Source organism: Yersinia massiliensis (assembly GCF_003048255.1).
GTDB lineage: Bacteria > Pseudomonadota > Gammaproteobacteria > Enterobacterales > Enterobacteriaceae > Yersinia > Yersinia massiliensis_A.
Window position 1 is genome coordinate 1,238,768 of sequence record NZ_CP028487.1, and the last position, 12,516, is coordinate 1,251,283.

A 12,516-nucleotide genomic window follows, 5' to 3' on the forward strand; every position below is an offset into this window, starting at 1 on the left:
AGGGTGTCTGCGTTTAACTTATTGATTCATATTAATTTAATTCTTAATTTTTCTGTCTATCAATTTTGGATTTTAATTAATTTAAAATTTTATCAAAAAAATATTAAATGCAATTTCCGAGTTTTTCATAAAAAGTAATAATAGAAATTAGTGAAATTTAATCTCATTTGTGCTGAGAAAACTCTCATGGCTATGTAGCTATATTACCTTTCAGACGAATGCTATAATCCTGCTATCAGCCAGGGAGCAAGATATGAATAACATCGGTTTGCAGCGGTTAATCTCATTCATGAAAGGGCACCGGACAGCGACATTCGTCAGTGGTGTGTTATTAAGTACCACATTACTTTTAACGGGTTGCGATGACAGTAAAAGTAAAGATGAAACAGTCACTGCACCTGCGCCAGTTACAACGCAGGCTACAGCTTCTACTCCCGATACTCCGGTGAGCAAAGCAAAAGATGCGGCGACATTGGCAGAATTAGCCAAACGCCATGCCGATCAGCCGCTCACCTTGCTGGATGCTTCTGAACTGCAACTCGATGGGGCCAGTGCCATGGTGCTGACCTTCTCACAACCGCTGGACCCAAATCAGGACTTCGCTTCACAAGTGCATCTGGTGGATACCGTCAGCGGCAAAATTGACGGTGGCTGGGAGCTATCAGACAACTTGATGGAGCTGCGTTTACGTCACCTCAAACCTGAGCGCAAATTGCTGTTAACTGTTGATAGCACGCTAAAAGGAGTAGGGGGTGCTCAGCTTGGTGCGCAACAACAGCAGCAAATCACCACCCGTGATATCAAACCGAGTGTCGGCTTTGCCAGCCGCGGTTCTTTGCTGCCCGCTAAACTGGCACAAGGCCTGCCGGTGATGGCACTGAATGTCGATAATGTTGATGTGAACTTCTTCCGCATTAAGCAAGATAGCTTGGCTAACTTCCTCGCCACTTGGCAGTATCGCAGTGCACTCTCTAACTGGGAGTCAGACGATCTGTTGAAAATGGCTGATTTGGTCTATACCGGCCGTTTTGACCTCAATCCTGCCGTCAATACCCGTGAAAAACTGCTGCTACCACTGGCGGATATTAAGCCGCTGCAAGAATCTGGCGTTTATCTGGCAGTGATGCAACAAGCCGGGCATTACAGTTACACCAATGCGGCCACCTTATTTACACTCAGTGATATAGGCGTTTCGCTACACAGCTACCACAACCGGATGGATGTCTTCACGCAAGCGCTGGCAGGTGGATCCGCCATGAAAGGCGTGTCATTGCAACTATTAGATGACAAAGGCCAAGTGCTGGTACAGGCCGAAACGGACGGGCAAGGCCATGCGCAACTGGAGAAAAATACCAAAGCGAAGCTGTTATTGGCGTCGCAGAACGGGCAAACCAGCCTGATTGACCTCAATGCACCCGCGCTGGATCTGGCTGAATTTGATATCGCGGGGCCGGAAGGTTTCCAGAAGCAGTTCTTTGCCTTCGGTCCCCGTGATTTGTATCGTCCCGGTGAAACCTTAATCGTCAATGGCTTACTGCGCGATGCAGACGGGAAACCGTTAACCACGCAACCGGTTAAAGTCGATATCCTCAAGCCTGATAGCCAAGTGGTGCGTAGTTTTGTCTGGCAGCCGCAAGAGGGGCTATATCAGTATCAATACGCCATTCCAGAGGCTGGCCCGACGGGTGAGTGGTCGCTGCGTTTTGACTTGGGTGATAACCAGCCGCGTTTGTACAAATTCAAAGTGGAAGATTTCCTGCCTGAGCGTATGGCGTTGGACATTAGCGCCAGTAAAGAGCCCATTGCCACCGACAGTGAAGCGAGTTTTGCCATCACAGGCCGCTATTTATACGGTGCTCCGGCTTCTGGCAACCGCCTACAAGGCCAACTGTTCTTGCGCCCGCAGCGTGAAGCTGTTGCGTCATTACCCGGTTTTGAATTTGGTTCGATTATCGAAGAAAACCTGTCACGGACTTTAGATGAGTTCGATACCACGCTCGACAGCGACGGCCAAACGGATGTCGAAGTAGAGAACAACTGGCAAAATGCTCAGTCGCCACTAAAAGTGATTTTACAGGCCAGTTTGTTGGAATCAGGCGGCCGACCGGTGACTCGCCGCGCAGAACAAGCCGTGTGGCCTGCCGAAGCGCTGGCCGGTATTCGCCCACTGTTCAATAAACAGCAGGTGTATGATTACCGCAGTGACAGCTATAAGTCACAAGCGATGGTCGACCAAGACACGCAAGCAGGTTTTGAAATCGTTTATGCCAATGCCGACGGTGAAAAGCTCGCGGTTGATGGCTTGAAAGTTAAGTTGGTGCGTGAGCGCCGCGATTATTACTGGCAGTGGTCAGAAAGCGATGGCTGGCAGTCACTGTTTGATAAAAAAGATCTCCAACTGGCTGAACAAACGGTCAATATTGCCGCCAATGGTAGTGCGAAAGTGAGCTTCCCTGTGGAATGGGGCGCATACCGTGTTGAGGTGAGCAATCCAGATAATGAGCTGGTGAGCAGTTCGCGCTTCTGGGCCGGTTACAGTTGGCAAGATAATACCTCAGGCAGTGGCGCAGTACGGCCGGACCAAGTGAAACTGACGCTGGATAAACCGGCTTATCGCCCCGGCGAAAAAGTGAAATTGCACATTCAAGCGCCTGCCGCGGGGAATGGCTACCTATTGGTGGAGTCCAGCGATGGCCCACTCTGGTGGCAAGAAGTGACTATTCCTGAAGGGGGCACCGAGGTTGAAGTGCCGATTAACCACGGTTGGAATCGCCATGATTTATATCTCAGTGCCACGGTGATCCGACCCGGTGACAAAGCTCAGCAATCGACCCCCAAACGGGCCATTGGTTTGCTGCATCTGCCGTTAGTCGATGAAACCCGTAAGTTAGCGCTGCAATTAGACGCGCCTGCGCGCATTCGGCCAAACCAAACCTTAACGGTGAAAGTGAAAGCTGAACGAACGGGGGCGCCGTTGCCTGAAAAAGTGCAAGTGCTGGTGTCTGCTGTTGATAGCGGAATTTTAAATATTACCGATTACACCACGCCGGACCCTTACGATGCTTTCTTTGGTCGTAAACGTTACAGTGCTGATCAATACGATGTCTACGGGCAATTGATTGAAGGGCAGGGCCGTTTAGCCAGCTTGCGGTTTGGTGGTGATGGTGATGACGAAGATGCACTATCTCGTGGCGGTAAAAAGCCGATCACTGAAGTGACCATCGTGGCGCAGCAAGCTCAACCTGTCACACTTAATGCGCAAGGTGAAGGCACGGTCGAATTGGCGATCCCTGATTTCAACGGTGAACTGCGCTTGATGGCGCAAGCTTGGAGTCAGGAAGACTTCGGTAAGGCGGAGTCTAAAGTGGTGGTTGCCGCGCCATTGATTGCTCAGTTGGCTATGCCGCGCTTCTTGGCTGGCGGCGATAGCACTGAGCTGGCGTTAGATCTCAGTAACTTATCCGGCCAGCCTCAAACTCTTTTACTCAATCTCGCCGCCAGCGATTTATTGGCGTTAAAAGGCGAACCCACTCAAACGGTCACGCTGGCTAATGGTGAACGTAAAACGGTATTGATTCCGGTTCGAGCGTTGAACGGTTTTGGGCAGGGTGATATTGGCTTGACCATCAAGGGTATGGTATTGCCGGGCGAGAAACTGGCTGACTATCAACATCATTGGAAAATTGGTGTGCGCCCAGCCTATCCTGCTCAAACTCGTCATTTCGCCAATGTACTGCGCAGTGGCGAAAGTTGGAGTCTGCCAGCGGAAGCCCTAGCGGGATTAGCGCCAGAAACGCTGCAAGGACAACTGTTGGTGACTAGCCGTCCACCGCTCAATTTGGCGCGTTATATCAGTGAGTTATACGCTTATCCGTATGGCTGTCTGGAACAAACGGTGAGCGGATTATATCCTTCGCTGTACAGCAACCACGCGCAACTCACCGCGCTAGGGATTAAGGCGGATAGTGATGAAAAACGACGCCAAACGATCGATGTAGGGATTGAGCATTTGCTCAGTATGCAGCGATATAACGGCGGTTTTGGTTTGTGGAGCAATGACAGCCCTGAAGAGTTTTGGCTGACGGCTTATGCCACTGACTTCCTGTATCGCGCAAGCCAACAGGGTTACAGTGTGCCCGCGGCCGCATTAATCGCCGCCAATGCACGCTTGCAGCGCTATTTGCAAGATCCTAACCAGATTGAAATTCGCTACAGTGAGCAAACCAAACACACCCGTTTTGCCGTGCAAGCCTATGCCGGTTTAGTGCTCGCGCAGCAGCAGCAGGCATCACTGGGAGCATTGCGCCAATTGTATACCCGCAGCAATGACGCTCGTTCAGGTCTGCCACTGGTACAGTTGGGGGTCGCACTGAAGTTGATGGGCGATATGCCACGAGCCAAAGAAGCCATCACACAAGGGCTGAATACCCAGCGTAGCGATAAGGATTATTGGCTGGAAGATTACGGCAGTTCAGTGCGTGATGATGCGCTGATTTTGGCACTATTAACCGACAACAATTTACTGCCAGAAGCGCGAGATACGCGTTTGTTGGCGCTATCCGATGCGCTGGTAGGCCGTAATTATCTCTCCACCCAAGAAAGCAATGCGTTGTTCTTAGCGGGCCGCACACTCATGAGTGGGGCCGAGACACCATGGCAACTGGCGATAGCACCGCAGACGGCATCACTCGAGAACAGTACCACGCTGACGCAAAGTAGTGCATTGAACCAAAACTGGTCGGCGCAACAACTGGCTGAAGGGATGCAACTGCAAAACCGTGGTGATATTCCATTGTACAGCCGCGTCGATGTGGTGGGTTATCCGCAGCAAACACCAGTCCCGTTTAGTCGCAACCTCCATATCAACCGCAGTTATATCGGGCTTGATGGCAAGCCGTTACAGCTATCGCAACTGAAAAGTGGTGAACTGGTGCTGGTGCATCTCGATGTGTGGGCTGATCAGCGCGTACCGGATGCACTGGTGGTAGATTTACTGCCTGCGGGCTTGGAGCTGGAAAACCAAAATCTGGGGGACAGCAGCGCTAGTCTGGGCGAGAGCGCCAACAGTGTGACTGAGTTATTGCAGGATATGCAGCAGTCAGATATTAAGCATCAGGAATTCCGTGATGATCGCTATGTTGCAGCCGTTAGCGTTGATGGCTACCGCCATACCACCTTGCTGTATCTGGCGCGTGCGGTCACACCGGGTATCTACCAAGTGCCCGCGCCGCAAGTAGAATCAATGTATGTGCCGGATTGGCGGGCATTAGGTGTTACGCCGATGCAACTCGAAATTGTGAAATAAGTTTTCCCCCTTGATGGCTGGCGACTCGCTGCACTAAAGGGGGAATCACGTTATGCGAACTGCGTTGTTTTCTCGCTATCGCCGCCTGTGGCTAGCGATGGTCATCATAGCTGTATTGCTTCCGGCCACGTTGTGGCTGGCAGATAGGTTATGGCCATTGCCATTGACGCAAGTTCAGGTCGCCCGCGTGGTGGTGGCTGAAGACGGCACGCCCTTATGGCGCTTTGCGGATGCCGAAGGTGTATGGCGCTATCCGGTCAAACTGCAAGACGTTTCGCCATACTACCTGCAAGCGCTGCTCACATTTGAAGATCGCTGGTTTTACACTCATCCAGGCGTCAATCCATTGGCGTTGGCCCGTGCTGTTTGGCAAGATCTGCGCGCAGGTAAAATATTGTCTGGTGGCAGTACGTTATCGATGCAAGTTGCACGCCTTATCGATCCGCATCCTCGCACGTTTACCGGTAAGTTGCGGCAAGTTTGGCGAACTTTTCAACTTGAGTGGCATTTCTCCAAAGATCAAATTCTCGAACTCTACCTGAATCGCGCCCCTTTTGGTGGCACACTACAAGGGATTGGGGCAGCCAGTTGGACCTATCTAGGGAAACCCCCTTCCCAATTAACACCCGCAGAAGCGGCACTGTTGGCGGTATTGCCACAAGCCCCTAGCCGCTTACGCCCTGATCGTTACCCACTGCTCGCCAAAGCGGCGCGCGATAAAGTCCTCACACGTTTAGCTGATTATCATGTGTGGTCAGCGGAGCATGTGGCTGAAATTAAGCAAGAGGAAATCTGGTTAGCACCGCGTCAGGTGCCACAATTAGCCCCACTGCTGGCGCGGCGGTTGAGTACAGGCAATCAACGGGAAGTGATTCAGACCACGTTAGATGCACCATTGCAGCGCCAACTGGAAGATATGGCTGCCGGTTGGCGTCGGCAATTACCAGAGAAAACATCGCTGGGGCTGCTGGTGGTTGATCATACCACCATGAATGTACGGGCTTATCTGGGGTCGGTTGATTTTCAGGATAACAGCCGCTTCGGCCATGTGGATATGGTCAGCGCGTGGCGTTCACCGGGTTCAACACTGAAGCCATTTCTCTATGCGATGGCATTGGATGATGGGCTAATCCATGCTGAATCCTTGTTGCAAGATGTCCCGCGCCGCTTCGGTGATTATCGCCCCGGTAATTTCGATACCGGATTTCATGGCCCAGTCAGTGCCAGCGAAGCCTTGGTCCGTTCACTGAACTTACCGGCAGTGCAATTGTTGGAAGCCTACGGCCCTAAACGCTTTACTGCGAATTTACGCAATGGCGGCCTGAACTTGCGTTTTCCGCCTCACAGTGAACCGAGTCTGGCAGTCATTCTTGGCGGGACGGGCTCACGATTGGACCAGTTAGTTGCCGCCTATAGTGCGTTTGCTCGTGGTGGTATGGCGGCGACATTGCGCTTTGAACCCCAGCAGCAGGTGCAGGAACGTCGGCTGTTTTCAGCGGGTGCGGCATGGATTATCCGGCGAATATTAGCCGGAGAAAGCAGACCATTGCCGGATGATAGCTTGCCGGCAACAGTACCATTGGCTTGGAAAACCGGCACCAGTTACGGTTATCGTGATGCGTGGGCAATTGGAGTCAATGCCCGTTATGCCATCGGCGTGTGGGTCGGGCGGCCAGACGGGACCCCTGTCGCTGGGCAGTTTGGTTATGCCACGGCTATTCCAATCCTTAATCAAGTCAATAATTTGCTGCTGGTGGGAATGCAACAAAATGGCCGCCAGTTACCGAGGGATCCGCGGCCTGCATCAGTGAGTCGAGCAGAGATCTGTTGGCCAAATGGACAGCCGCTGGCGGCGGGGGACAGTAACTGCCGACAACGTCGCCAGAGCTGGGTGCTTGATGGCACATTGCCGCCCACATTGGCGGCAGCAGGCCAAGAGAATATGCAAGGTAGCCAACTCAGTGTATGGCTTGATGCTCAGGGCTTGCGAGTGGCGGCAGATTGCCCTCAGGCCACACCACACCAAATAGCTTTATGGCCGCTACCCCTTGAACCTTGGTTACCCGTGGCGGAACGTCGCAAACAACGCTTACCAGCAATGAGTGCACAATGCCCACCACAAGGTGGTGTCGACACTCCCCCATTACTGATTTTAGGTCTGCGTGATGGCGCTATTGTTAAGCGTTTACCTGGTCATAGCAGCCTTGATCTTCGTCTGGCTACCCAAGGTGGCAGTGGACAACACTGGTGGTTTCTTAATGGGGAGCAAGTTGCAGTAACGGAAAATAATCAGTCATGGGTACAAACATTATCTAGCCCAGGGCACTATCAACTTAGTGTATTAGATGAAAGTGGATTAGTCAGTAATTTGGGTTTTCGCGTGGAATAACCCTCCTGTTTTTTATTAAGTTAAAAACTACAGCGCTTGTACTGGTGATCTTTTGAAAGTCAGACTTATTGTAATAAAAAATGGAATATAAAAAACACTCCCTTATTCGCTAGACTAATTAAGTTTCTGGTAATCTTTATTTCCATAAAGATATATCCCTTAACTAACGATAGGGTGGGCTTTAATGATGAAAAATAAGTACCAACTATTATTTATCTCATTGCTAATGGTTTTAAGCTATGACGTTTTAGCCGAAAAAGATAAGGTCTGCTTTTATGCGGATTCAAATTATACAGGGGAGTCCATCTGCGCTGCAGAGGGTGATGAAGTTAAGCGTATAATGAAGAGTTGGAATGACAGAATATCATCCATTAATGTTCCGGAGGGAATGGTCGTTTCAATCTATGAGAATGATAACTTCTCAGGTCGTTCAACAACACTAAAGAATAACATTGATTTTTTATCTCATCCTGATTTTAATTATTTCAACGATATTATAAGTTCTTTCAAAATAAGGTATTCTGCTTGTTTTTATGAGTATGATCGTTTCGAGGGTGAGGCGATTTGTCTCTCTGATAATGAACAAATTGACCTATATAATGAAAAGAAACATAATATTTCGGACTCATTGAATGATAGAATTAGCTCGATTAGTGTCCCTTCAGCTATGCAAGTGACTCTCTACAAAGATGACCGTTACAATGGCGATAGATTTGTGTTAACGGAGAATTTTTTGTTAGACACTTTAAAAGAACTGGGTATGGCTTTTAATATTTCAAGTATTACGGCATCGCAAATAGATAATTTTGTTTGTGATCGTTCTTGTGTTGTCAATAACAAGATGGTCATCCCGATAAAGAGTATTTTTGGTCAATATTGGAATGATGAACGGATAGGTTCAAAGCAAGTATTAATCAGTCTTAAATTGACAGGTAATGATGATTATTTAATTTGGTTGTCTGATAATGGGCTTATCAGAGTTAAAGATAGAGTTATATATTATATTCATGATTACATTAGTAATGCTGCTTATTATGAAATGAGTAGTAATAGTAATCGGTTGTCAATATTGTCACGTTTCAATGGTGGGTATTTTGAATCGCAATTTATAGAATCTTTTGATCATGAAATGCTCTATTTATCACCCATAATTGGATACTTATTCAATCCCAATAAAGATGACATTCACTTTTCTATTTTGAACTTCAACTTAAATGGAAACAAGTCAGTTATCATAGATAAAATTGTGATGGCCGCTGAAAAAGCCGTTCAAAGAACCGAGCGTAGTATCCCAGGGAAAACATCTTGTTGGCTAATACCAATTCTCAATATGTACAACTATATTGTGCAAGGAGAATGTAATCAGGTCGATCGGTTTGTGAGGAATATATCTGATTTCTTTAATGGTAGTAGTGATAAAATATTACAAATTTCTGGCTCATCGAAACCCTTACCAAAAGTTAGTTCCAATAGTGAGCCTACTTCTAAACTTCCTTTAACAGAACCTCATGGAACACTCACCTACATTAAGGCTGGTCTGGATAAGCAATCATTAACGATGCTTGCAACTGCCTTAGCCTGTAAAGTTTCGATGAAGGAACAATTACTCCCAAATATCCGAACCCGACGTGATGATTCTCCGGCATGTATTAATTGGACATTGGATATTCTGACTACCTTTACTTTATTATTTGGTGATAGCCTATCAGGCTGGAATGCAGAAAATTTTGGACGAGTCATTGAGCGTATTCTTCATCATCAGGATACAGGGTATGCTGTAATAGATGTTGAAGCCGAAAAGCGCCTGGTGCGCAGTGTGGGGGCTTTTATTGCCGAAAATGTCGATGAAGATTTGATTCGCTTAAAAACTGCATTCGACTTCTCTCAACTCAGTTATGCCAATTATCTGAGTCATAATAATACTGAATCCCCAGTACTCCCACCACAGCGGTCACAGGAATTGCTGCTTGGCCGTTATGAATTGGTATTAGAAAACTTCAGCTATACAGAAACTATTCCCAGAATAAGACAGGCTGGGCAGTGGGTTGAACATCCTGAACTGAATTTTGAGATTGAAATAATTACGGGGGCTCCCAATGTGACATTGCCTGCCCGACAAAATGTGAGTCCAACAGTAGAAGAATGGCACCGGCTATACCGTCAGCCTCTTCTACTTATTGAGGACAGCAGTGATGATTCTTCTGATATTGAACCCAATGTAGTTCATGCCAGAGATTCGATTATTCCAGCTTCACGTATTGTCAGTGATGTTATTCAGAGTTGGTTAAGAACCAGCCGCGAAGATTATATTTATGTCATTGTTCGGCTATCAGGGAAGATAGTGAGTATCACATTGGCTGTTGATATTAATGATACAGATTTAGGGATTGGGGGGTCACTGTCCGATCCCGCATATGTGCTGCACCCGCTAAATGAAGGGGCGATCAGGGGGGCCGGCACCGCAGCTATCAAAGCACTTGCTCATTTTGCCGCTAAAAAAGGGAAAAGGGCTTTAGTTTCAGATGTGATTAGCCAACCTTCAGCGATTGTTAAAAAGAAGGTCGGCTTTAAATTTATTGATGAATTGTAAGTGGAGCCAGATAAATGTGATTTGTGCATAAATTTGAGCAATTAAGATAAATATTTTTTAATAAAATGTTGTGATTCCCATATGCAAGCGCTTATCACACCCCTATAATCTGCGACCACTGTACAGGTCGGCATCATTTTGTCGTTAAAGGAACCGTCCCCACCGTGTTTATCGGCTGATTAAGTGGATGGCGGTTCTGAGTCTGACTGATATTAAAAATCCAATAGAGGTTATCATGGCTTTAGAACGTACTTTCTCCATCATCAAACCCAATGCTGTTGCTAATAACGATATTGGTGCCATCTATGCACGTTTTGAAAGTGCTGGCTTCAAAATTATTGCGGCAAAAATGCTGCACCTGTCTAAAGAACAAGCCGAAGGTTTTTACGCTGAACATAAAGGCCGTCCATTCTTTGATGGTTTGGTCGAATTTATGACATCAGGCCCAATCATGGTTCAAGTGTTGGAAGGTGAAAATGCCGTTCAGCGTCACCGTGATATCATGGGCGCAACTAACCCAGATAACGCTTTGGCTGGGACTTTGCGTGCTGATTTTGCTGATAGCTTCACTGCTAACGCGGTACACGGTTCGGATGCTGTTGAATCTGCTCAGCGTGAAATCGCTTATTTTTTCGCCGCGGATGAGATTTTTCCTCGCAGCTAATTAATTGATTCAGTTTGGAAATAGCCGGTATTTAACCAACAGAAACAATAAAGTTGGTCCGGCACCTTTCCAATCATGGAATCCATGCCTTAAAATTCGTACAATGCCGCGCCTCGGTAGAGCTATCTCTTCTGGGGCGTTTTATTATTTATATTTATTCATATATCGCCGTTTCTGAAGCCATACCTGGTTTATAGCGCAGCGCCGTAAAGTGTAACAACGAGGCCACGACAACTCATGTCCGAACAATTATTAACTGCATCAGCGTCAATTGATGCTGCCCTTCAGCCTGACAATGCGGTTGAAACTTCAACCCCTGTCACTGGCAAAATCAATCTACTCGATTTAAATCGCCAACAGATGCGTGAGTTTTTCGCCAATATGGGTGAAAAACCTTTCCGAGCAGATCAGGTCATGAAGTGGATGTATCACTATTGCTACGACGATTTCGAGCAAATGACCGACATCAATAAAGTGCTACGCGCGAAGTTACAACGTGTGGCAGAAATCCGCGCACCTGAAGTGGCGGAAGAGCAACGTTCTACAGATGGCACCATTAAATGGGCCATCAAAGTGGGTGATCAGCAAGTCGAAACCGTGTATATCCCGGAAGGCGACCGCGCCACTTTGTGTGTTTCATCGCAGGTAGGCTGTGCGTTAGAGTGCAAGTTCTGCTCAACAGCGCAGCAAGGCTTTAACCGCAACTTACGCGTATCTGAAATCATTGGTCAAGTATGGCGCGCGGCGCAGGTTATCGGCTCACTGAAATCAACGGGGACTCGTCCTATCACAAACGTGGTGATGATGGGCATGGGTGAACCCTTACTGAACCTGAATAACGTCGTACCCGCCATGGATATCATGATGGATGACTTTGGTTTTGGTCTGTCCAAGCGCCGAGTGACGCTGTCCACTTCTGGTGTTGTTCCGGCGCTGGATAAGTTGGGCGATATGATTGATGTGGCACTGGCCATTTCCTTGCATGCACCGACTGACGATATTCGCGATGAAATCGTCCCTATTAATCGTAAATACAATATTGAAACCTTCCTCGCTGCGGTTCGTCGCTATTTGGCAAAATCCAACGCTAATGGTGGGCGGGTTACGGTTGAATACGTTATGCTGGATCACATCAATGACAGTACCGATCAAGCGCATCAATTAGCTGAGTGCTTAAAAGATACGCCATGCAAGATTAACTTGATTCCATGGAACCCGTTCCCTGGTGCACCATATGGTCGTAGCTCTAACAGCCGCGTAGATCGTTTTTCTAAGGTACTGATGGATTATGGTTTTACCACCATTGTTCGTAAGACTCGTGGTGATGATATCGATGCCGCATGTGGTCAGTTGGCTGGTGAAGTGATTGACCGCACTAAGCGCACGTTGAAAAAGAAAATGGCAGGTGAACCTATTGCCATTAAGACAGTCTGATTCATAAGTTTGGATTGGCTAGGATAACTGATTGTTATTTAACTTATAATTTGTAAGTTCCTCGACAATGAAAAAGTTATTCAAATGCCAGTAATGGGACTAAAATGAGTGTCTGAATTTAGCACTCATCTTCA

General features: G+C 47.6%; 5 protein-coding genes. All 5 read left to right on the plus strand.

Going from position 1 to position 12,516, the window contains the following annotated elements; all coding sequences use genetic code 11:
* Positions 1–253 precede the first annotated feature (253 nt).
* On the plus strand, positions 254–5,305 hold the full coding sequence (locus tag DA391_RS05730; protein ID WP_108087441.1) for an alpha-2-macroglobulin family protein: 5,052 nt from the start codon (positions 254–256) through the stop codon (positions 5,303–5,305).
* A 52-nt stretch (positions 5,306–5,357) separates the two neighbouring features.
* Entirely contained in the window at positions 5,358–7,694 is a 2,337-nt protein-coding gene (gene pbpC, locus DA391_RS05735; RefSeq protein ID WP_050081964.1) for a peptidoglycan glycosyltransferase PbpC, read from the plus strand.
* Positions 7,695–7,878: 184 nt separating this feature from the next.
* On the plus strand, positions 7,879–10,284 hold the full coding sequence (locus tag DA391_RS05740; protein ID WP_050874059.1) for a peptidase inhibitor family I36 protein: 2,406 nt from the start codon (positions 7,879–7,881) through the stop codon (positions 10,282–10,284).
* 235 nt (positions 10,285–10,519) lie between these two features.
* A complete protein-coding gene (gene ndk / locus DA391_RS05745; RefSeq protein ID WP_049607618.1) occupies positions 10,520–10,948 on the plus strand; it encodes a nucleoside-diphosphate kinase in 429 nt (142 codons plus the stop codon).
* A gap of 237 nt (positions 10,949–11,185) precedes the next feature.
* Positions 11,186–12,382, plus strand: coding sequence for a bifunctional tRNA (adenosine(37)-C2)-methyltransferase TrmG/ribosomal RNA large subunit methyltransferase RlmN (locus tag DA391_RS05750; protein ID WP_049607616.1), 1,197 nt, complete (start codon positions 11,186–11,188; stop codon positions 12,380–12,382).
* Positions 12,383–12,516: the final 134 nt, after the last annotated feature.

Bases quoted from the DNA above. Each gene is read 5' to 3' on its own strand.
- DA391_RS05730 (WP_108087441.1), top strand. From the start codon at position 254: ATGAATAACATCGGTTTGCAGCGGTTAATCTCATTCATGAAAGGGCAC.
- pbpC (WP_050081964.1), top strand. From the start codon at position 5,358: ATGCGAACTGCGTTGTTTTCTCGCTATCGCCGCCTGTGGCTAGCGATG.
- DA391_RS05740 (WP_050874059.1), top strand. From the start codon at position 7,879: ATGATGAAAAATAAGTACCAACTATTATTTATCTCATTGCTAATGGTT.
- ndk (WP_049607618.1), top strand. From the start codon at position 10,520: ATGGCTTTAGAACGTACTTTCTCCATCATCAAACCCAATGCTGTTGCT.
- DA391_RS05750 (WP_049607616.1), top strand. From the start codon at position 11,186: ATGTCCGAACAATTATTAACTGCATCAGCGTCAATTGATGCTGCCCTT.